The organism is Duganella sp. P38 (genome assembly GCF_050859475.1).
GTDB lineage: Bacteria > Pseudomonadota > Gammaproteobacteria > Burkholderiales > Burkholderiaceae_D > Rugamonas.
The window spans coordinates 4,547,281-4,567,832 of the sequence record NZ_CP193936.1 but is presented as its reverse complement, the minus strand read 5'-3'; the positions used below and the strand labels follow the sequence as shown (position 1 = coordinate 4,567,832).

The 20,552-nt window shown below is 60.9% G+C and carries 14 protein-coding genes, 3 tRNA genes and 4 pseudogenes; 15 read left to right on the top strand and 6 right to left on the bottom strand.

What is annotated here, in order from left to right; translation table 11 throughout:
• The first annotated feature begins 109 nt into the window (after nucleotides 1-109).
• The 7 genes and pseudogenes from ACRQ5J_RS21235 to ACRQ5J_RS21205 all read left to right on the top strand — a co-directional run bounded on the left by ACRQ5J_RS21235 (nucleotide 110) and on the right by ACRQ5J_RS21205 (nucleotide 5,832).
• Nucleotides 110-1,270 (top strand): ATP phosphoribosyltransferase regulatory subunit, encoded by a 1,161-nt coding sequence (locus ACRQ5J_RS21235; protein WP_432379558.1) that lies wholly within the window; start codon nucleotides 110-112, stop codon nucleotides 1,268-1,270.
• 4 nt (nucleotides 1,271-1,274) lie between these two features.
• Complete coding sequence (locus ACRQ5J_RS21230; protein ID WP_432379556.1) at nucleotides 1,275-2,585, top strand: adenylosuccinate synthase; 1,311 nt, start codon at nucleotides 1,275-1,277, stop codon at nucleotides 2,583-2,585.
• 12 nt (nucleotides 2,586-2,597) lie between these two features.
• A pseudogene (locus ACRQ5J_RS21225) lies at nucleotides 2,598-3,150 on the top strand (phosphoribosyltransferase).
• Nucleotides 3,151-3,204: 54 nt separating this feature from the next.
• Nucleotides 3,205-3,801, top strand: coding sequence for a MarC family protein (locus ACRQ5J_RS21220; protein ID WP_315261389.1), 597 nt, complete (start codon nucleotides 3,205-3,207; stop codon nucleotides 3,799-3,801).
• 162 nt (nucleotides 3,802-3,963) lie between these two features.
• A pseudogene (locus tag ACRQ5J_RS21215) lies at nucleotides 3,964-4,158 on the top strand (metalloregulator ArsR/SmtB family transcription factor); the annotation flags it as partial.
• 88 nt (nucleotides 4,159-4,246) lie between these two features.
• On the top strand, nucleotides 4,247-5,002 hold the full coding sequence (locus ACRQ5J_RS21210) for an SdpI family protein (RefSeq protein WP_432379554.1): 756 nt from the start codon (nucleotides 4,247-4,249) through the stop codon (nucleotides 5,000-5,002).
• A complete protein-coding gene (locus ACRQ5J_RS21205; RefSeq protein WP_432379552.1) occupies nucleotides 4,891-5,832 on the top strand; it encodes an alpha/beta hydrolase in 942 nt (313 codons plus the stop codon). Before ACRQ5J_RS21210 ends, ACRQ5J_RS21205 begins: the two co-directional genes overlap by 112 nt.
• A gap of 107 nt (nucleotides 5,833-5,939) precedes the next feature.
• Here the strand turns inward: ACRQ5J_RS21205 and uvrB are convergent, their stop codons facing one another.
• Nucleotides 5,940-8,012: an excinuclease ABC subunit UvrB gene (gene uvrB, locus ACRQ5J_RS21200; protein ID WP_432379550.1), complete on the bottom strand. Its 2,073-nt coding sequence runs from the start codon at nucleotides 8,010-8,012 to the stop codon at nucleotides 5,940-5,942.
• 114 nt (nucleotides 8,013-8,126) lie between these two features.
• Between uvrB and ACRQ5J_RS21195 the strand changes: the two genes are divergently transcribed.
• The 3 genes from ACRQ5J_RS21195 to ACRQ5J_RS21185 all read left to right on the top strand — a co-directional run bounded on the left by ACRQ5J_RS21195 (nucleotide 8,127) and on the right by ACRQ5J_RS21185 (nucleotide 9,708).
• Nucleotides 8,127-9,323, top strand: coding sequence for an aromatic amino acid transaminase (locus tag ACRQ5J_RS21195; protein ID WP_432379548.1), 1,197 nt, complete (start codon nucleotides 8,127-8,129; stop codon nucleotides 9,321-9,323).
• A 106-nt stretch (nucleotides 9,324-9,429) separates the two neighbouring features.
• Nucleotides 9,430-9,505 (top strand) — tRNA-Asn (locus ACRQ5J_RS21190).
• A gap of 127 nt (nucleotides 9,506-9,632) precedes the next feature.
• Nucleotides 9,633-9,708: transfer RNA gene (locus ACRQ5J_RS21185), tRNA-Asn, on the top strand.
• Between the two features lie 87 nt (nucleotides 9,709-9,795).
• Here the strand turns inward: ACRQ5J_RS21185 and ACRQ5J_RS21180 are convergent.
• The 4 genes and pseudogenes from ACRQ5J_RS21180 to ACRQ5J_RS21165 form a co-directional block, all read right to left on the bottom strand.
• Nucleotides 9,796-9,984: pseudogene (locus tag ACRQ5J_RS21180) on the bottom strand (transposase); the annotation flags it as partial.
• Nucleotides 9,985-10,002: 18 nt separating this feature from the next.
• Nucleotides 10,003-11,152, bottom strand: a pseudogene (locus ACRQ5J_RS21175) (IS3 family transposase).
• A gap of 319 nt (nucleotides 11,153-11,471) precedes the next feature.
• Nucleotides 11,472-11,717 (bottom strand): hypothetical protein, encoded by a 246-nt coding sequence (locus ACRQ5J_RS21170; RefSeq protein ID WP_432379546.1) that lies wholly within the window; start codon nucleotides 11,715-11,717, stop codon nucleotides 11,472-11,474.
• A 5-nt stretch (nucleotides 11,718-11,722) separates the two neighbouring features.
• On the bottom strand, nucleotides 11,723-14,308 hold the full coding sequence (locus tag ACRQ5J_RS21165) for a hypothetical protein (protein ID WP_432379545.1): 2,586 nt from the start codon (nucleotides 14,306-14,308) through the stop codon (nucleotides 11,723-11,725).
• Between the two features lie 429 nt (nucleotides 14,309-14,737).
• Between ACRQ5J_RS21165 and ACRQ5J_RS21160 the strand changes: the two genes are divergently transcribed.
• The 5 genes from ACRQ5J_RS21160 (at nucleotide 14,738) to ACRQ5J_RS21140 (ending at nucleotide 20,118) form a co-directional block, all read left to right on the top strand.
• On the top strand, nucleotides 14,738-15,430 hold the full coding sequence (locus ACRQ5J_RS21160; protein WP_432379543.1) for a DUF3334 family protein: 693 nt from the start codon (nucleotides 14,738-14,740) through the stop codon (nucleotides 15,428-15,430).
• A gap of 408 nt (nucleotides 15,431-15,838) precedes the next feature.
• Nucleotides 15,839-18,028, top strand: a complete 2,190-nt coding sequence (locus tag ACRQ5J_RS21155; RefSeq protein ID WP_432379541.1) for a TonB-dependent receptor — start codon at nucleotides 15,839-15,841, stop codon at nucleotides 18,026-18,028.
• A gap of 225 nt (nucleotides 18,029-18,253) precedes the next feature.
• Nucleotides 18,254-18,673, top strand: coding sequence for a hypothetical protein (locus tag ACRQ5J_RS21150; protein WP_432379539.1), 420 nt, complete (start codon nucleotides 18,254-18,256; stop codon nucleotides 18,671-18,673).
• A gap of 57 nt (nucleotides 18,674-18,730) precedes the next feature.
• Nucleotides 18,731-18,806 (top strand) — tRNA-Asn (locus tag ACRQ5J_RS21145).
• 67 nt (nucleotides 18,807-18,873) lie between these two features.
• Complete coding sequence (locus ACRQ5J_RS21140; protein ID WP_432379537.1) at nucleotides 18,874-20,118, top strand: hypothetical protein; 1,245 nt, start codon at nucleotides 18,874-18,876, stop codon at nucleotides 20,116-20,118.
• Nucleotides 20,119-20,168: 50 nt separating this feature from the next.
• On the opposite strand, the gene ACRQ5J_RS21135 is transcribed toward ACRQ5J_RS21140, so the two are convergent.
• Nucleotides 20,169-20,498, bottom strand: a complete 330-nt coding sequence (locus tag ACRQ5J_RS21135; protein WP_432379536.1) for a DUF2322 family protein — start codon at nucleotides 20,496-20,498, stop codon at nucleotides 20,169-20,171.
• Between the last annotated feature and the right edge of the window lie 54 nt (nucleotides 20,499-20,552).

Here is a 20,552-nt window from a genome sequence, read left to right as displayed (position 1 = left end):
ACTTTTCCCCTCCTTTAACGCATTTTCGCGTAAAATATCAGGTTCGGCCTTCCAGTTGGTTGGCCGTGGCCTGCGTGCCGCATTGTTCATTTCTTAATTAAATAGTCCCATGCCGAATTGGCTGCTGCCCGAGAATATCGCCGACGTTTTGCCGTCGGAAGCGCGCAAGATTGAAGAGCTGCGTCGCCTGATGCTGGATAATTTCCGCCTGTACGGCTACGAGCTGGTAATGCCGCCGCTGCTGGAGTACCTGGAGTCGCTGCTGACCGGCGCCGGCGAAGACACCGACCTGCGCACCTTCAAGCTGGTGGACCAGCTGTCAGGCCGCATGCTCGGCCTGCGCCCGGACATGACCACGCAGGTGGCGCGCATCGACGCCCACCTGCTGAACCGCGCCTCGGTCACGCGCCTGTGCTACGCCGGCAGCGTGCTGCATACCCGTCCATCGGGCCTGCACGCCACCCGCGAGCCGCTGCAGATCGGCTGCGAGATGTACGGCCACGCCGGCCTTGAAGCCGACGCTGAAATCCAGGAGCTGGCGCTGGCCTCGCTGGCGCTGGCCGGTTTCACTGAAGTGCGGCTGGACCTGACGCACGTGGGCGTGCTGCGCGCGCTGCTGGACACTTGCCCGGCCGCCCAGCGCGACCAGGCGAAAATCCACGCCGCGCTGCGCGCCAAGGACGTGCCGGACCTGCAGGCGCTGGCCGTCAATTACGACCCGGTGGTGCGCGACGCCTTGCTGGCGCTGCCATCGCTGTACGGCGACATCGACGTGCTGGCGAAAGCGCGCGAGGTGCTGCCGGACCTGCCGGGCATCGCCAAGGCGCTGGCCGAACTGGCCGCGCTGGCGGCTTCGGCGCTGGGCCGCGCGCAAGTGGCGATCGACCTCGCCGACCTGCGCGGATACCAATACGAAAGCGGCGCGATGTTCGCGCTGTATGTGCCGGGCTTGCCGAACGCGGTGGCGCGCGGCGGCCGTTACGATCACGTAGGCGAGGCCTTCGGAAGGGCGCGTCCCGCCACCGGCTTCTCGCTCGACCTGCGCGAACTGGCGCGCCTGTTGCCGACCGCGGAGCGCAAGCATTCGATCCGCGCGCCGTGGGGCAACGCGCCGGAATTGAAGGAAAAAATCGCCGAACTGCGCAAGTCCGGCGAAGTGGTGATCCAGAGTATGCCGGGTCACAGTCACGAGCTGGACGAGTTCGAGTGCGATCGCGCGCTGGTCCTCGACGAGAATGGTAGTAACTGGATTCTTAAAAACTTAGGTTAATGTGATGTCAAACAAAAACGCAAAAAACGTCGTCGTCATCGGTACCCAATGGGGCGATGAAGGCAAAGGCAAAATTGTCGACTGGCTGACCGACCACGCCCAGGGCGTGGTGCGCTTCCAGGGCGGCCACAACGCCGGCCACACGCTGGTCATCGGCGGCGTCAAAACTGCGCTGCAGCTGATCCCTTCGGGCATCATGCGTCCAGGCGTGGCCTGCTACATCGGTAACGGTGTGGTGGTGTCGGTGCCGGACGTGCTGCGCGAAATCGACAAGCTGGAAGCGGTCGGCGTGGAAGTCGCCTCGCGCCTGAAAGTGTCGGACGCGGCCCCTGTGATCCTGCCATACCACTCGGCGCTCGACCTGGCCCGCGAAGCGGCCCGTGGCGAAGCCAAGATCGGCACCACCGGCAAGGGCATCGGCCCGGCCTACGAAGACAAGGTGGCCCGTCGCGCTATCCGTATCGCCGACCTGCTGAACGAAAACCGCCTGGCTGAAAAGCTGAAGGAAAACCTGGACTACCACAACTTCGTGCTGGAAAACTACCTGAAGGCGCCGAAGGTCGATTACCAGAAGACCCTGGACGACGCGCTGGCCTACGTGCCGCGCCTGCGCCCGATGGTCACCGACGTCTCGAGCGCGCTGTACAAGGCGCACAAGGCCGGCGCCAACCTGCTGTTCGAAGGCGCGCAAGGCTCGCTGCTGGACGTCGACCACGGCACCTATCCGTTCGTCACCTCGTCGAACTGCGTGGCCGGCAATGCCGCCGCCGGCGCCGGCGTCGGCCCGAGCATGCTGCACTACGTGATGGGCATCACCAAGGCCTACACCACCCGCGTGGGTTCGGGTCCGTTCCCGTCGGAACTGCCAACCGACGCCGGCGTGGGCCACCACCTGGCGCAAGTGGGCCACGAGTTCGGCACCGTGACCGGCCGCGCCCGTCGCTGCGGCTGGTTCGACGCCGCGCTGCTGCGCCGCTCGGTCCAGATCAACGGCGTGACCGGCATGTGCATCACCAAGCTGGACGTGCTGGACGGCCTGGAAACGCTGAAGCTGTGCACCGGCTACACCATCGACGGCGAAGCCGTGGACATCTTCCCGTCGGGCGCCGAGGAAGCCGCGCGCTGCGTGCCGGTGTACGAGGAAATGCCGGGCTGGAAAGACAGCACCGTCGGCGCCAAGTCGATGGACGCGCTGCCGGTTGCCGCCCGCAACTACATCAAGCGTATCGAAGAACTGGTCGGCGTGCCGGTTGATATGGTATCGACCGGCCCGGACCGCGAAGAAACCATCGTCCTGCGTCATCCGTTCGCGTAATCAAGGAATTTTATGACCACCACCACCCCACAATCGAACGAAAAACACCTCTGGGTATCCTGGGACGAATACCACCGCCTGATCGAGCGCCTGGCGCTCAAGGTGCACGAATCCGGCTGGCAGTTTGACATGGTGCTGTGCCTCGGCGCGCGGCGGCGTGCGTCCTGGCGACGTGTTCTCGCGCATCTTCGACGTGCCGCTGGCGATCCTGTCGACCAGTTCCTACCGCGCCGAGAAGGGCACCGTGCAGGGCGACCTGGACATCGCCAAATACATGACGATGACCAAGGGCCCGCTGAGCGGCAAGATCCTGCTGCTGGACGACCTGGCCGATTCCGGCGTGACCCTGATGAAGGTGGTGGACCACCTGAAGCAGAACTTCGCCGGCGTGACCGAAGTGAAGACCGCGGTAATCTGGACCAAGGGCAGCTCGGCCTTCAAGCCGGACTACCAGATGGAAGAACTGCCGCACAACCCATGGATACACCAGCCGTTCGAGGACTACGACGCGCTGCGCCCGCATCAGCTGGCGGCATGGATCAAGAAAGGCGAAACGGCTGCGTAAGCCGTTCGAGCAAGGGAGCTTCGGCTCCCTTTTCGTTAACCCACACAGATGCCCATGACCCAAGACTTCTTTCAGACCTTCATTTTGCTGGTGCTGGTGACCGACCCCTTCGGCAATGTGCCGCTGTTCGCCAGTGTGCTCAACCCGGTGCCGGTGGCGCGCCGTCCGCGCATCGTTATCCGCGAATGCGGCATCGCCTTTCTGCTGCTGCTGATTTTCATGTTCTTCGGCCGCCACTTCCTCAGCGCGCTGCATTTGTCCGAGGTGGCGCTGCGCATCGGCGGCGCGGTGATTCTGCTGCTGATTTCGATCCGCATGATCTTCCCGCATCCGGACGGTGTACTGGGCCGCACCGACGGCGCCGAGCCGTTCATCGTGCCGCTGGCGATACCGGCGCTGGCTGGTCCGTCGGCGCTGGCGACGGTGCTGCTGTTCTCCAGCGACAGCACCGGCGAGGTGCTGGTGCACGTGGCGGCGCTGGCGGCGGTCGGCGTGGTGTGGCTGGCGGTGTTCCTCAGCGCCGAGAAGCTGCAGAAGGTGCTGGGCCCGCAGGTGATGACGGCGTTCGAGCGTCTTATGGGTCTGATCCTGACGGCGATGTCGATCGAGATGCTGCTGGGCGGGATACGCGAGTTCGTTAAATCCCTGTAGCCCCCACCGTCATTCCCGCGCAGGCGGGAATCCATGCCGAGCTGGCGCTTCAAGCGTTGTATAGACTCCCGCCTGCGCGGGAGTGACGGAGGTTGGCGGGCGCTTGACGCCCGTTCTTTTTGCCCCTATATTTAGATAACTATCTAATTAGACGATTGCCTAATGACCGCCACCAACAGCGCCTTCAAAGCCATAGCCGATCCCGCGCGGCGCGAGATACTGCGCCTGCTGCGCGGCGGCGAGATGACGGCCGGCGAACTGGCGCAGCATTTCGACATGAGCAAGCCGACCATGTCGCATCACTTCGCGGTACTGGCGGAAGCGGACCTCATCACGCGCCGGCGCGAAGGGCAGGCCATCTGGTATGGCCTCAACACCACCGTGCTGCAAGACGTACTGGCGTGGATGATGGACCTGGCCGGGCCCGAAACCAAAGGAAGGAAAAATGAAGAAGCCGCATCTGATGATTTGCCTGCTGATGATCGCCGCCGCCTGCGCGGCCACCGTCTACTACTGGCCGCTGCTGCCGGAGGTGCTGCCGGTGCACTGGAACGCCCACGGCGAAGCCGATCGCTTCGGCCAGCGCTGGAGCTACTTCGCGCTGGGGCCAGGGGTGATGCTGCTGGCTTTGGCGGCGTTCTGGATAGCCCCGCGCCTGTCGCCGCGCCGCTATGAAGTCGATTCCTTCGCCAGCACCTTTTCCTACATCGGCACGGTGATTGTCGCCATGATGGGCTATGGGTACGCGCTGATGCTGGCGCAGGCGGTGCATGGCGGCGTGGCGATTGAGCGCGCGGTGCCTGCCGGCATAGCGGTGTTGCTGGTCCTGGCCGGCAACCCGATGGGCAAGGTGCGGCGCAATTTCTTCCTCGGCATCCGCACACCGTGGACGATAGCCAGCGAGGCGGTCTGGTATCGCACTCACCGCATGGCCGCGAAGCTGATGGTCGCCAGCGGCCTGCTGGCGCTCATGGCGGTGTGCCTGAATGCGTCGCCCTGGGTGCTGATGCCGCTGATACTGGCGTGGCGCCGCTGGCTGCCGGCTACTCGCTGCTGTACAAACGTCTTCCTCACTGATTGGAGAAAAGTATGCGCATTAAACTCATGCTGCCCCTGTTGCTGGTTTCCCTGTCCGCCGCCGCCGCGCAGCGGCCGGTGTCGCTGGAAGTTGACGGCGGCGCCATCTACGGCACCGAGCTGACGCCGGACGGCGTCAAGGGCAAGGTACCGGTGGTGCTGCTGCACGCTGGCTCCGGCCCCACCGACCGCGATGGCAACAGCACCATGCTGCCAGGCCCTAACGACTCGCTGAAGCTGCTGGCCGAAGGCCTGGCGAAAAACGGCATCGCCTCGATCCGCTACGACAAGCGCGGCATCGGCGCCAGCGCGCTGCCGGTGTGGAAGGAGGCGGAGCTGCGCCTCGACGACTACATCGGCGATGCTGCCGCATGGCTGAAGAAACTGCGCACGGATAGCCGCTTCTCGCGCGTGGTGATGGCGGGGCATAGCGAAGGCGCATTGATCGCCTCCGAGGCTTGTCCGCAAGGCGGCGCGGATGCCTGCGTCCTCATAGCCGGCGGCGGGCGTCCGCTGGAGGAGCTGCTGCGCGAGCAGTTGAAGGACAAGCTGCCGCCGCCACTGATGGCGGAAAGCGATCGCATACTGGAAAGCCTCAAGCAAGGCCAGACCACCGATAAAATCCCGCAGCCGCTGATGTCGCTGTATCGCCCGGACGTGCAGCCGTATCTGATCTCGCTGCTGCAACACGATCCGCGCAAAGCAGTCGCCGCGTTGAAGATGCCGGTGCTGATCGTGCAGGGCACGAAGGATATGCAGGTGCAGGAGGAGGATGCCCGCTTGCTGTCCGCTGCCGCACCGAGGGGCAAGCTGGTGATCATCGATGGCATGAACCACGTGCTGAAAATCGTTGGCGACGACCAGGCCTTGCAGCAGAAATCCTATTTCACGCCCGGCCTGCCGGTCGCGCCGCAATTGATCGACGCCTTGAGCGGTTTCGTTAAGACTCCGTGAGTGACAGGCTGCCGCCGCCACCGCCCGTCATTCCCGCGCAGGCGGGAATCCATGCTGAGTAGACCGCGCGCTGTCCATGGGTTCCCGCCTGCGCGGGAACGACGGGGTCAGGCGATGTTATCGGCGCCGGGGGCGCCGAACAGCTGCTGCTTGAGGTGATGCAGCTGGTCGCGCACCTGCGCAGCCTTCTCGAACTCCAGATTTTTGGCATGATCCAGCATGGCTTTTTCGAGGCGCTTGATCTCCTTGCTGATCTGCTTCTCGCTCATGGATTCGTACTTGGCCGTCTCCTGCGCCACCGCCAGTTCCTCCTTCGCCCCTTTCTCGCTGTAGACACCGTCGATCAGGTCCTTGATGATCTTCTTCACGCCGCGCGGCGTAATGCCGTTGGCTTCATTGAAGGCGATCTGCTTGGCGCGGCGACGTTCGGTCTCGCCGATGGCGCGTTCCATCGACTCCGTCATGCGGTCGGCGTACAGCAGCGCCACGCCGTTGAGGTTACGCGCGGCGCGGCCGATGGTCTGGATTAGCGAGCGCTCGGAACGCAGGAAGCCTTCCTTGTCGGCGTCCAGAATCGCCACCAGCGACACCTCGGGCAAGTCCAGGCCCTCGCGCAGCAGGTTGATCCCGACCAGCACATCGAAGGTGCCGATACGCAGGTCGCGCAGCAGCTCCACGCGCTCCACGGTTTCGATATCGCTGTGCAGGTAGCGCACCTTGATGCCGTGGTCCGCCAGGTACTCGGTCAACTGCTCGGACATGCGCTTGGTCAGCGTAGTCACCAGCACGCGCTCGTTCTTGGCCACGCGGTCGGTGATCTCCGACATCAGGTCGTCGACCTGTGACAGGGCAGGGCGCACGATCACCTGCGGGTCCACCAGGCCGGTCGGCCGCACCACCTGCTCCACCACCTGGTCCGCGTGCTGCTTCTCGTATTCCGCCGGCGTGGCCGAGACGAACACCGTCTGCCGCATCTTGCGCTCGAACTCCTCGAATTTCAGCGGGCGGTTGTCCAGCGCGGACGGCAGGCGGAAGCCGTAGTCCACCAGATTGGTCTTGCGCGAACGGTCGCCGTTGTACATGGCGCTCAGCTGGCCGACCAGCACGTGCGACTCGTCGAGGAACATCAGCGCGTCCTTCGGCAGGTAATCCACCAGCGTTGGCGGCGGCTCGCCCGGCATGGCGCCGCTGAGGTGACGCGAGTAGTTCTCGATGCCCTTGGTGAAGCCGATTTCCGCCATCATCTCCAGATCGAAGCGGGTGCGCTGTTCGAGGCGCTGTTCCTCAATCAGCTTGTTCTCCTTGCGGAAGAACTCCAGGCGGTCGCGCAGCTCGGCCTTGATGGTTTCGATGGCGCGCAGCACGGTGGAGCGCGGCGTCACGTAGTGCGAACCCGGGTAGACGGTGAAGCGCGGGATCTTCTGCTTGACGCGGCCGGTCAGCGGATCGAACAGCTGGATCGACTCCAGCTCGTCGTCCCACAGCTCCAGGCGCACCGCGAGGTCCGCATTCTCGGCCGGGAAAATGTCCAGCGTATCGCCGCGCACGCGGAAGGTGCCGCGGCCGAAGTCCACTTCATTGCGCGTGTACTGCATCTGGATCAGGCGCGCGATGATGTCGCGCTGCGCCACGCGGTCCTTCTGGCGCAAGGTCAGAATCATTTGGTGGTATTCGTTCGGATTACCGATACCATAGATGGCCGAGACAGTCGCCACGATCACCACATCGCGCCGTTCCATCAGCGACTTGGTGCACGACAGGCGCATCTGCTCGATGTGCTCATTGATGGACGAATCCTTTTCAATGAACAGGTCGCGCTGCGGCACGTAAGCTTCCGGCTGATAGTAATCGTAGTAGGAGACAAAGTACTCGACCGCGTTCTCCGGGAAGAATTCGCGGAACTCCGAATACAGCTGGGCTGCCAGCGTTTTGTTCGGCGCGAACACGATGGCCGGGCGGCCCTGGCGCGCGATCACATTGGCCATGGTATAGGTCTTGCCGGAGCCGGTCACACCGAGCAGCGTCTGGAAAAACAGGCCGTCATTAATGCCCTCGCACAGCTGGTCGATCGCGGCCGGCTGGTCGCCGGCGGGCGGGAAGGGCTGGTGTAATTTGAACGGCGAATCGGGGAACGTAACCACCGTTGCCTTCTGGGTTTCTGCGGTAGGTAAATCAGCCATCTTGCTCAGACCTTTGTTAGAATAATGGCCTGCCAGCGGCCTGAAGTCGTTATTTTAAGGGCGCTGTCTATACATCTCTGCTGCGAACCGCTTCCATTTGAATCCAATCTTATCATGACGAATCCTAGCTTGTTCAGCGCCATCGACATGGCACCACGCGACCCTATCCTGGGTATTACCGAAGCCTTCAACGCCGACCAGAATCCACAGAAAATCAATCTGGGCGTTGGCGTTTATTATGACGACAACGGTAAGGTGCCGCTGCTATCGTGCGTACAGAAAGCGGAAGAAATCCTGATCGCGGCGCCAGCGCCACGCACCTACCTGCCGATCGAAGGTCTGGCGGCCTATGACAAGGCGGTGCAAGAGCTGGTATTTGGTGCCGACAGCGCAGTAATTCAAGAGAAGCGTGCAGTCACCGTGCAAGCCATCGGCGGCACCGGCGCCCTGAAAATCGGCGCCGACTTCCTCAAGCGCTTCGCGCCGGATGCAGAGGTGTACATCAGCGACCCAAGCTGGGAAAACCACCGCGCGCTGTTTGAAAGCGCCGGCTTCAAAGTCAACAACTACGCGTACTTCGACGCCGCCACCCACGGCGTCAACTTCGCCGGCATGCTCGCCGACATCAAGGCCATGCCGCGCGGCTCCATCGTCCTGTTGCACGCCTGCTGCCACAACCCGACCGGCGCCGACCTGACCTCGGACCAATGGACCGAAGTGATCGCCGCCATCACCGCCGGCGGCCTGGTGCCGTTCCTCGACATGGCTTACCAGGGCTTTGGCGCGGGCATCGCGGAAGACGGCGCCGTGGTGCGCCGCTTCGCAGACGCCGGCGGCCCGCTGCTGGTATCGAACTCGTTCTCCAAATCGTTCTCGCTGTACGGCGAGCGCGTGGGCGCGCTGAGCGTAGTGGCCGCCTCGGGCGAGGAGGCCGCGCGCCTGATGTCGCAACTGAAACGCGTGGTGCGCACCAACTACTCCAACCCGCCAGTGCACGGCGGCAAGGTCGTCGCCACCGTGCTGACCACGCCGGAACTGCGCCAGCTGTGGGAAGACGAGCTGGCCGGCATGCGCGTGCGCATCAAGGAAATGCGCGAGGCGTTCGTGCTCAAGCTGGCCGCCAAAGGCCACGACTTCGCCTTCGTGCGCGACCAGATCGGCATGTTCTCGTACTCGGGCCTGAGCAAGGCGCAAGTAGAGCAGCTGCGCGCCGAGTCGATCTACGCCGTGGATACCGGCCGCATTTGCGTGGCAGCGTTGAACTCGCGCAATATCGATATCGTTATTGACGCCATCGCCAAAGTCCTCTAAACTCTTGTTTCTTCGCGCTGTGTTGCGAAGAAAAGGCAGCAGAACATACCGCAGTACATCGTAGTCTTGCTGATACGAAAGAAACAGTGTAGAATGTTGCCGCTAATCCCTGATAGCTCAGTCGGTAGAGCGACGGACTGTTAATCCGCAGGTCCCTGGTTCGAGTCCAGGTCGGGGAGCCAGAATACAAAAGGCCACGTTGTAAAACGTGGCCTTTTTCATTAGTGAAAGCCTATGCTGGTGATTCTGAAAAGATTGCACTTAGCACTGGTCAAAACCGAGAACGCCAGATATAATTCTGGCCTCAATTCCCTGATAGCTCAGTCGGTAGAGCGACGGACTGTTAATCCGCAGGTCCCTGGTTCGAGTCCAGGTCGGGGAGCCAAGAATTCAGCAGCATGCCAAGAACCCAGCCCTAACCCGGCTGGGTTTTGCATTGCGGGGCCGTTTGCGCGAGGAGATCGACTCCGCCTCAGGTTGCCTCGCGCTGCACAGGCGGGCACGCTGTTGGCTGGTCGATGACTGGACTGGGACGTGAGGGTAGGCCTGACAGATCAATCCCCTTGGGGAAATACTGCCGAAGCAAGCCGTTGGTGTTTTCATTGGAACCACGTTGCCAAGGGTTCTGCGGATCGCAGAAGTAGACTTGGATATCGGTCGCTGAATCGCCACGAGTCTGCTAGACACCCGCGAGCCGTTCAAAATGCCTTCGCTCATACTCTGCTGGCGAAAGCCTGTCATTAAATCCGTGGCGGCGCTTCGGATTGTAGAACATCTCGATGTAGTCGAAGATGTCCTGCCTGGCACCATCCCTGGTTGCATAGGTCTTGCGCTTGATGCGCTCGCGCTTTAAAAGCAGGAAGAAGCTCTCAGCTACAGCATTGTCGTGACAGTTTCCACGCCGGCTCATGCTTGGCTCCAGCCGATGCGCCGTCAAGAAATCGCGCCAGTCCTTGCTGGTGAAGTGCGAGCCCTGATCCGAATGAACCATCACAGGCTCGACCGGCTTGCGTCGCCAAACCGCCATCAGCAGCGCATTCATCGCCAGCGCCGTATCAATCCGTGAACTCATCGACCACCCGACAACCTGACGCGAAAACAAGTCGATTACAACTGCCAGGTACAGCCAGCCTTCATAGGTTCGAATGTAGGTGATGTCCGTCACCCAGACCCGGTTTGGCTCAAGTACGTCAAATTGCCGCTGCAGATGATTCGGCGCCACCACCGATGGCACGCCGCTGCCTTTCCACTTGCGCTTGCCATATCCAGTCTGCGAGCGCAGGCCCGCTGAGCGCATGATGCGGTGAACCCGATTGATGCCGCATCGCTCTCCGAGGTCGCGCAGGTCATCCGATACCTTGCGGTAGCCATACACCGCGCCGCTTTCCAGCCATGACTGCTTAATGTGACCGAGCAGGCGCTTGTCTTCCTTGGCTCGCTGGCTTTCAGGCTGAACGCACCACGCATAGAACCACTGGGGTGAACGCCCATCATCTTGCATAAGCGCCGCACCGGAAATTCGTCCTGTACTTCCTGAATGAAGGCGTACCTTACCCGGACGTCTTGGCAAAGTACACCGCGGCCTTTTTCAAGATGTCGCGCTCCTCGGTAACGCGTTTCAATTCGGCCTTCAGTCGCCGCATCTCGTCGGATTGGGCATCCTGGGCCTTGCGTTCAACTTCGGGCACGCCATACCGCTTTGTCCATGCATAGATGCTGTGGAGACTGACGCCAAGCCGCTCAGCGACCTCGGCTGCCGGGTGCCCGCGCTCAACAACCTGCTTGACTGCAGCGACCTTAAATTCTTCCGTGTAACGCTTCCCACTCATGATTTCTCCTTTGCCTAGATTATGGCTCAGGAGTGTCTACAATGGTCGTGGCGATTCAGTCAAAAACCGATACAAGACCTCAAACGAAGACTTTCTTCCAGTTCTTTCTGAATACGACATCATCACATGCACTCACAGAATTAAAAACATGGAGGTCCGCATCTGGCCGCCTAGCTACAGCCAACTTGGGCCTGCTGCGTTTAGCTTTCCATGGAGCATACGGCCGCGGCAGATGCGTGCTTAATTCACTCAGGACCAAGATGCTGACCCCGTGATTCATTGCTAGGGACGGACGAGTCTATCTAATGCAGGCATCGCGCTATTCATCGACTTTCCTGTCACGCCCCGTCAGCGTCATCTGGAGGCTGATGCGGTACAGCAGTGAGTTAATTGAGCAGATGCTCGTTGCTGTTTGCAGCATAACATATTGCTTTAAAGGAATATCCGCAGATTGCCACCCCGCAGGGCTGGCTTCTTGAATTTGCACTCGAAATGAATACTGATTGCAGTCCTGAAAATCCAGATCAAACGCAGAAAAAGGCCGCAGCGATGCGGCCTCTTGCATTGTGCTTACTGCCAGGCTGCGGCGGCCCAGTCGCTCCATACTTTCAGGCGGGCCGGCTCGGCGCCCAGTTGGGTGGCCTTCCAGATGCCGTACTGTTCGGTTTGCTCGGTAGGCGTCTGGTAGAGCGCATTCGACGTCATGTAGTAGCTGCCGTTGCTGTAGACACCCAGCGGGGTCTTGGCCTGATCCAGGCAGTAGCGGAAGCCGGCGAAGTTTTCCGGCTCGCCCAGCTGCGTGTTGTTCGGGTCGCAGCGGCGCCAGGCGCTGATCGGTTGCTGCGCGTACAGCGTGTTGAATTGCTGGATCGCGCCGTTCACCACTTTCAGGTACAGCCCCGGCTGCAGCCCGTCGAGGAAGCGGTAGTTCGACGGCGCCACGCCATCGCGGTTGGCATTGTCGAGGAAGTTGGCGACTGTCAGGTGCTTGAGCGTCTGGCCGCGGCCGTAGCGTCCGCGATTGGCGAACAGGTCGGGCTGGTTCGGGTCATACAGCGGGATGTCGTTGTTGACGTATTGCGCCGATTTGATGCGCGCCTGCAGCAGCCGCACGTAGTGGCTGTCCTGCAGCGCGGCGGCCGCCGGCGTGTCCGAGCCGACCTTGATGGCGACATATTTGTCGAACTCGGTCAGGTACGGCCAGTCCATCGGGTAGTTCACCCAGTCGCTCTGGCCGCCGGGATTGACGGTCATCTGCAACTGATACCACTGGTTGCTGCGGTAGTAGGAGGCGACGATGTTGTCGGCCTCCCATGCGGTGTACCACTCGCGGGTGATGTTGCCGGCGGCGTTTTTGTCCTCCTGGTACACCATGTGCGGCGCCAGGAAGAACAGGCTGACGGTGTTGAACGGCCAGCCATGCGCCTCGCCGCGGCCTTTCCATTTGCCGGTGGCCTGGTCCTTGTCGCCGATGAACCAGGTCTGGTTGCCTTCCAGCGAATATTGCTGCGCCAATTCCCATTGCTTGATCGCGTTCCAGTGCAGCATGCTGGCCACCGAGCGCTCGATGAAGGCGTTGGTGGTGAAGGCGCCGGGCTTGCCGGCCGCCATGGTGGCGGTCGACGCCAGCGACTTCAGGTGCGCTGCGCCCAGTTGCGCGCCGAAGGTGCCGTTGTCGGCGATGTGGTTGCCGCGACCGCCGCCGAGGAAGGTGTAGGCGTCCCAGCCGGTGAAGGTCATCATGGCGTTGATCTGTACCCGCAGGTCGGGTATCAGGTGGCTCCAGTCGGCCATGTTGCCGTTCGGATTTTTATTCTTGTTGAACCATTCGATCAGCGCCAGGTAGCGGCCGTTCGGGTTCTGCCAGCCGTTGGTCGGGTGCTGGATGCCATTGACGAAGCCGCTGCCGTCCGCCTGTGTCGGCCAGACGTCGAGCGGGTGGATGGTCGGCAGCCACGCGTTCCAGTCGGGGAACTGCATGGCGATCGCGGTTTCGCGCACGTTCATCGTGGCGTTGGGATTCATGACTTTGTCGATGTCCGCCTGCGTCAGCGCCAGCGGCGCGTTGATCGGCTTGCCGAACAGCGCATTGACCGCTTGCGCCGGTGTGTTCAGCACGGCTTCCAGGCCGGCGCCGGCGGCCCAGCGTGTGGCGCATTCGGCTGTGTCGCAGTCGAGGCCGGGGCCGGGCTGGTACGGCGGATTCCACGGTCGCGCTTTGTCGACGTAGGCGACGTTTTGCAGCGACGACCGGATGAAGGCGGCGATCTGTTTGCCTTCGGTTTCGCTCAGGCCGTGGAAGCGGCTGCGCTGCACGATGGAATTGTTGGAGTAATTGAAGTATTGCAGGTCGCGCGCGTCTTCCGCGTGGCACGAGGCGCACGCCGCTTGCAGTTTGCGGCTGACGATGGTCGACTTGGCCAACTTGCCCTGCGCATACCACAGCGCCTTGCCGGCGGCCACATCCGCTGCGGCAATGCCGGTGACGCCGCGCTCGCTCAGCGGATCGAAGCGCTGGACTACGGTGCTGTCCACCTGCGCTGCGCCGCCGTCCTGCAATTGCAGGTTGAGTATGCGGTAGCCGTTGGATTCGCCGTCGGTGCCGTTGAAGCGGAACTGGATGCGGTTGGTGCGCGGCAGTGCCACCAGGCGCGCCTTGGCGGCCGCGTCCAGCGGCAGCGTGATGCGGGTGGTGTAGAAGCCACCGTTGATGCCGCCGTGAAGCCGTTCGTCGTCGGCCAGTTTGACGTTGGCGTCGGTGACGTCGATCCATGGCGCGTTGCTGTCGTCGCCGTCGCCGCCGAGTATGCGGACGCTGGCCTTGATTTTGGTGGGCAGCGTGCTGGTGGCTTCAAACTCGGGCGCCGAGTAGAAGCCGCAGCGGTGGCACTGGAACCACAGTTGCGCGGCGCTGCCGAGTTTATCGGTGGGCAGGCTCAGTTGCGCTTCGGCGATGACCGGCCGGGCAGGGGAGCCGTCGCCCAGCACTTCCAGCGGCAGGGTGAGTCCCGCGCTGCTGCTGACCGTGGTGGCGAGGCTTGCGGCTTGCCTGTCGCTGACGGGTGGGGCCTTGCCGTCGCCGCCGCCGCAGGCCGCAAGCAGGGCGGCCAGCGTCGCGGCGCAGGTCAGGCGCAGGCGTTGTCGAAAATCGTTCATGACTGTTCCGGATAAAAGGGTGAAAAAGCAGGCTGCCGGGGCAGCGGCCATTGACTAAAAAGTCAGCATTTATGCTACCGGAATTTAATTTCTTTTTGTAAAGTGTGGTCTCTGCCATAAGTCGCTGTCGGAAGCGCTACAGGTCTTGTGTTTTTGTAACGGCGGGCGACGGCGGCTGACATCGCGCTGCGCGGCGATATGTTTCGCGGCTGGCGCACACGGTGGTTAATTTTGCATATTGCTACGTATAATTCATGAAATTATACGAATCCGGTGGACGAGAATCTTGCACGTGGGTATTCTGAAACCTGTTTCCGGCCAGAAGGTCGATCAGCATCAGCTGTTGGAAGATGAGGTAGTCATTTTTCGTCGCGCCTTGGATCGGGAAATGAAGGTTTCATCTTAAAAAATAAGTAAGAGGTAGAAGATATGAGCGGCGAAAACGAAGCGATTGTCTACGGCACGGAAGACCTGCTGGTAAGTCTGTGCAACTCGGTGACCCGGGTGCTGAACGTGGCAACGCAAAGCAAGGTGCATTACTCCGGCATGGTGCAACGCATAACCAAGGTCGGCCTGAAACCGGACATCGGCTGCTTCGTGCTGTTCGATGGCGGCTTCACCGGCCTGGTGGTGCTGAACTTTGCCGCCGACACGGCGATGGAGATTTACGAGCGCTACATGCTGCACATGGGCATGCCGAAGTCCGAACTGGCCGGTTCGCATACCTCCGACGAAGTGTCCAACATCCTGGGCGAGCTGATGAACCAGATCGTCGGCGATTTCACCGGTAAGATCCGCCGCGAACTGCAAACCAATATCACGCAAAACCAGCCGAAGATGCTGGTGCTGAACAAGCAGATCGTGCTCAGCGTCGACACCCCGCTGGACCGCCCGGAAATGCGCCGCGTCAGTTTCTACACCGAGAAGAGCAACATCTTCTACCTGGAACTGGCGATCGACCGTACCGAATTCATCCGCGTGAGCGACTTCGACGCCAGCGAGATCGACGACCCGGACGCGCTGCTCGAACAGGAGCGCGGCACGCACCAGGCCGCCAGCGCGCCGGCCGCCTCGGTGGTCGATGACGACGCCGACGAGCTGCTTAAATCGCTCGGCATGTAACACTTCCACGGCCAGCCTCGCGCTGGCCGTGTTGCTTTTGTGGCTTTTTTTCTACAGCATCCGCGCAACACTTTGCGCTTCCCGCCGTCCTGGCAAGCTTATCGATCTCACCACACTGTCGGATGGCCGACACACCCAAGCCACTGATTATTCAGTATTTGCATATGCTTAACCGAATTTCTATCAGTTAAATCGGTTTCAGATATATTCAGCTTGCAATACATGGTATCAATCAATGAAAATATCGCCTTTCAAAAAAGTCAGTGCACTATTGCTAGCTACAGCAGGGCGTACAGGCCGTTACGCTGCCACGATCACGACAGATGAGCGGGTAGTGACCTACAAAAAGAGAAAGCAGGAGACACACTGTTTCTAACTCTTTGCACTACATTTAAATCGGGAAATTGAATGATCAAACTGTCGAAGATGCACAAGCGCGTACTGGCGCTGAGCGCGATCCTGCCTATCGGCTCGGCCTTGGCCCAGACTGACGCAGCCACCACCCAGCCGCAGCTGGAAACCGTGACCGTGACCGCGCAGCGCCGCGCGGAAAACATCAAGGATGTGCCGGTTTCCGTGACGATGCTGAAAGCTGAAAAACTGGACGTGCTGCTGTCCGGCGGCCAGGACATCCGTTTCCTGGCCGGCAAAGTGCCGTCGCTGAACGTGGAATCGTCGAACGGCCGTACCTTCCCGCGCTTTTACATCCGCGGCTACGGCAATACCGACTTTTCGACCTTCGCATCGCAGCCGGTATCGCTGGTGTACGACGACGTAGTGCAAGAGAACGGCATCCTGAAAGGTTTCCCGGTGTTCGACGTGGCCGGCGTGGAAGTGCTGCGCGGCCCGCAGGGCACGCTGTTCGGCCGCAATACGCCTGCCGGCGTGGTCAAGTTCGAATCGGCCAAGCCTAACCTGGACAAGATCGAGGGCTACTACAGCGCCTCGATCGCTACCCACATGACCTCCAGCGTTGAAGCGGCCGCCAACATTCCGCTGTCGAGCGAGTGGGCGATGCGCGTTTCGACGCTGCGCCAGCACCGCGACGACTTCGTCGACAACACCTGGACCAAGCAGAACGATTCGCTGGAAGGCTACAACGAACACGCCGAGCGCGTGCAGTTCCTGTACCAGCCAAGCACCACCTTCAACGCGCTGTTCAACGTGCACGCGCGCTCGACCACTGGCAGCGCGCGCCTGTTCCGCGCCAACCTGATCAAGAAGGGCACCAACGACTTCGCCGACGGCTACGACTTCACCAAGATCTCGACCGACGGCCTGAACTTCCAGAACCTGACCACCAACGGCGCCAACGCCCGCCTGACCTGGGACCTGGGTTCGGTCAAGCTGTTCTCGATCACCGGCTACGAAGGCATCGACAACTACTACACCCGTGGCGACATCGACGGCGGCTCGCCGGCCAACCCGCCGCGCTTCCCGGTGCAGACTGCCGGCGGCATCAAGCAACTGTCGCAGTACAGCCAGGAATTCCGTGTTGAATCGAAGAACGCTGGCCCGCTGAACTGGCAGACCGGCGTGTACTACTTCAAGGAAAACGGCACCGGCTTCAGCGACAACTTCGACAGCACCACCCAGGCGCAAACCTCGGACATCACCAGCCAGCAGAAGAACGAAGCCTACGCGGCCTTCGGCTCGCTGACGTATGACGTGACCAGCGATTTCACGCTGCGTGGCGGCCTGCGCTACACGCACGACGAGAAGGAATTCCGCACCGTCAACATCTGGGGCAATGTCAGCCAGGTCGGCCCGAAGTCGGCTGACGTGAGCAAGAACAAAGCCAACTGGGACCTCAGCGGCAACTACAAGATCAACAAGGATGTCAGCGCCTACGCCCGCGTAGCGACCGGCTTCCGCGCGCCATCGATCGCCGCAGCGTCGTCGTCGGTGCCGATCACCGTGGCCGACGCGGAAACCATCACCTCGGTGGAAGCCGGCATCAAGGCCGACCTGTTCAACCGCCGCGCCCGCGCGTCGCTGAGCGTGTACGACTACGACGTCAAGAACCAGCAGCTGACCGTGGTTGGCGGCACCTCCAACGTCACCAAGCTGATCAACGCAGCCAAGACCGCCGGCCGCGGTGTCGAAGCCGAGATCGAAGGCTTCGTGACCCCGGACTTCAAGGTCAGCCTGAGCGGTTCGTACAACCACACCGAAATCAAGGACCCGAGCCTGTACGCGGCGGTATGCGGCACCTGCACCGTGACCGACCCGATGGTCAACGGCCTGGCTTCGATCAACGGCAACCCGCTGCCGCAAGCGGCCAAGTACATCATCAACGCCAGCGCGCGTTACAACTGGCCGCTGGCGAACGGCAACCTGTTCGTGCTGACCGACTGGTCGTACCGCAGCAAGGTTAACTTCTTCTTGTACGAATCGAAGGAGTTCACCGGCAAGGAAATGCTGGAAGGCGGCCTGCGCATCGGTTACAACTGGGCTGACGGCAAGTACGAGCTGGCCGGTTTCGCGCGCAACATCACCAACACCCAGCGCATCATCGGCGGCATCGACTTCAACAACCTGACCGGCTTCGTCAACGAGCCACGCCAGTTTGGCGTGCAGTTCCGCGGCGGTTTCTAAGAAACAAACCGGCCTGGGATTTAAATCGGGCCGATGTTGAAAGGCCACGTCCCGCAACATTCGGTTTGCGGGACGTCGGTCCTCGGCCGATTCACGCCATGCAAGTCACCCGCCGTCAGCGAGTCGCGCTGTGCCGGCATAACTTTCCCATCACGAGTAGAAAAAATAATTGCCTATCGCAATACAGTAGGATATTATTTTTCTACCAATTGCGCGGGAGGTGTCATGAGAATCGCTCTGCCTTGTCTTGCTGCGGTCGTTGCGTGCTTGTCGGCCGCGCCGGTCTATGCTCAACAACAAGCGCCTGTGATGAGCGCTACCGATCAGGAGCCGGTTGAAAGTGTGAGCGTCACAGCGCGCCGCACAAAGCTGCTCCCGCAGGACTTCCAGCCTTACGAATATGAATACGTGCTCAGCAACGGTGACATGGTGCGCTTCAGCCATCAGGTGAGGCGGTATTTCCTATCGCTTCGAGGCAGGCCGGGCGTCGAGATTTTTCCCGTCGCCGACGGCGAGTTCGTGACCAAGGATGGCGCCAAGCTAACCTTCACAGAGGACGGCGAGGTGCTGAACATCGATCGCTATGAGACGGTACAAAGAGCCTCCGGTGTATCGATCGCAATCGCACCGCAGGCGCAAAAATAAACTGCGCTGGGTCGGACTGGACAGTTGAAAAGCAGCCGTATATAATGCGGCCTCTTTTCCCTGATAGCTCAGTCGGTAGAGCGACGGACTGTTAATCCGCAGGTCCCTGGTTCGAGTCCAGGTCGGGGAGCCAGAATACAGAAAAAGGCTTACGTGCTTCGGTACGTAGGCCTTTTTTCTATTATCGGTACGGGAATGTCATGAAAAAATTTTATGCTGTAATGGCCGCCGTTTGTCTGCTGGTGTCATCGAGTTTGAGGGCTGGCGAACCGGACTCATGGAAGAGTGCTTATCAATTCCCGCATTTTTCTCCAACCTACGCCGGTTGCGACAACCTCGCTCTGGCGCAAATGAAGCAGCTGTTTCAGGCGCGAGGATTACCGGCCTCGGCTTGGACGGAGATGGCGAAATCCTTCTTCGATGATGCGTCTCCTAAAGAACTGGTCCGCCCCTTTGTTCAGGGAGATTCCGCACTGATCGGCCTGAACATGCGCCGGTTGGGGAATACGCTGTGCAGCAATCCTGTTTTGATCTGCCAATCAAAGGACAAGGGGACTTGTGCGGAAATGTCGGCCGTTGCGACACAGCACGTGCTGCAACCGCTGTGGGCCGACGCGCAGAGCATTATTGCTGAACGTGACAACTTTGCACCCGGAGATCTCAACCCAGGCCAATCGGATTTCGTGCTCAGTCACGACAAGGGGAAAAGCTGGGGCCGGATCAATACTCCGGTGTCCTGTGGCCAGCTTGGCACCTGGTGCAGATTGATTCCGCAGAATGCATCGAGCTATTTTCTGCTGTCTACCCAGCTCGCAGATGACGCGTTTGCGGATATCGCCATCCATGGCACGACCGATGGCGGCAAGTCGTGGAAGCTGTTGATGGAAAAGTGGAAGGGGATTAGCGATCCGGGCGCGGTATCCTACGCTGCTGACGCTTTTGTCAGTGTGCAAGCAGAGTCGGCGGAATTCGTCATGCTGTCCCGCTTTAATCCAGCGGAGAACAAGGCCGAGGAACTCGCCACAGATATCAGCACGCGCGCTTGGAGTCCGCGTTTCGACGCTCAAGTCTTGGCCGTGGAGGGCGGCTATCTGGTACGTCTGAATGCCGCCAGCGATAAAGTGACGCCAGACCATTTCGGAATGTTCCTCGTGCCTTCGGCAGGGCAGGCTGCGGCCGCCAGATTAATCTGGGAGGTTAAGGGCGTGATGATCGGCGACGTTCAATCGTCGGAAGGCGTTATTGCCATCAGGACCTGGAATCCCAAGTCCATGATCACCGGCAGGCGATTTGCGGAGCAAATTCACTATAGCCTCGATGGTGGGACAACCTGGCAGATTCGTGATGTTCCCGCAGAACTCCTTGGCGGCGTAATGCGATTGGCCGGCCGCAAGATATGGTTATTCACGGCGGGCGCTGTCAACTATCTGGAGCTTGCCAGGTAGGTCGGCTCTGGTTTGCGGCAGCCGGGCGCGCGCCGGCCGCCACGGCCCGTTTACAGGCTTTTCACTTGCAGAGTCTGCGCTGCCGATTGAATATTGAACAGCCGGTCGATGTTGGGATGTTTGCCCGGATTGGCGCGCGCATCTTGCGTGTGTTCAGCGTAAATCTTCAGGCCCAATTCTGCCGCCTCCGCGGTGATCGCGCCGAAGGTGTCGGCCAGCCAGGAGTAGACGCGCAGCGATCCGGCCTGGCCTGGCTTGTTTTCAAGCGTTGCCACTGGCGTGCCTGATTGGTCGAGCAATTCGATTGCCGCGACCGCATCGGTAACAGGAAGCAGGGCCAGGTTATCGGAAAATTTATCGCTGAAGTTTGGTAGTTGCATGGGACTCTGACAAGTGGGCGGTTAAAAGCGGTATTTTGGCACATATGCCGTTTC

Excerpts from the sequence above, each read along its gene's own strand:
- ACRQ5J_RS21235 (WP_432379558.1), top strand. The coding sequence starts at position 110 with ATGCCGAATTGGCTGCTGCCCGAGAATATCGCCGACGTTTTGCCGTCG.
- ACRQ5J_RS21230 (WP_432379556.1), top strand. The coding sequence starts at position 1,275 with ATGTCAAACAAAAACGCAAAAAACGTCGTCGTCATCGGTACCCAATGG.
- ACRQ5J_RS21220 (WP_315261389.1), top strand. The coding sequence starts at position 3,205 with ATGACCCAAGACTTCTTTCAGACCTTCATTTTGCTGGTGCTGGTGACC.
- ACRQ5J_RS21210 (WP_432379554.1), top strand. The coding sequence starts at position 4,247 with ATGAAGAAGCCGCATCTGATGATTTGCCTGCTGATGATCGCCGCCGCC.
- ACRQ5J_RS21205 (WP_432379552.1), top strand. The coding sequence starts at position 4,891 with ATGCGCATTAAACTCATGCTGCCCCTGTTGCTGGTTTCCCTGTCCGCC.
- uvrB (WP_432379550.1), bottom strand. The coding sequence starts at position 8,012 with ATGGCTGATTTACCTACCGCAGAAACCCAGAAGGCAACGGTGGTTACG.
- ACRQ5J_RS21195 (WP_432379548.1), top strand. The coding sequence starts at position 8,127 with ATGACGAATCCTAGCTTGTTCAGCGCCATCGACATGGCACCACGCGAC.
- ACRQ5J_RS21170 (WP_432379546.1), bottom strand. The coding sequence starts at position 11,717 with ATGCAAGAGGCCGCATCGCTGCGGCCTTTTTCTGCGTTTGATCTGGAT.
- ACRQ5J_RS21165 (WP_432379545.1), bottom strand. The coding sequence starts at position 14,308 with ATGAACGATTTTCGACAACGCCTGCGCCTGACCTGCGCCGCGACGCTG.
- ACRQ5J_RS21160 (WP_432379543.1), top strand. The coding sequence starts at position 14,738 with ATGAGCGGCGAAAACGAAGCGATTGTCTACGGCACGGAAGACCTGCTG.
- ACRQ5J_RS21155 (WP_432379541.1), top strand. The coding sequence starts at position 15,839 with ATGATCAAACTGTCGAAGATGCACAAGCGCGTACTGGCGCTGAGCGCG.
- ACRQ5J_RS21150 (WP_432379539.1), top strand. The coding sequence starts at position 18,254 with ATGAGAATCGCTCTGCCTTGTCTTGCTGCGGTCGTTGCGTGCTTGTCG.
- ACRQ5J_RS21140 (WP_432379537.1), top strand. The coding sequence starts at position 18,874 with ATGAAAAAATTTTATGCTGTAATGGCCGCCGTTTGTCTGCTGGTGTCA.
- ACRQ5J_RS21135 (WP_432379536.1), bottom strand. The coding sequence starts at position 20,498 with ATGCAACTACCAAACTTCAGCGATAAATTTTCCGATAACCTGGCCCTG.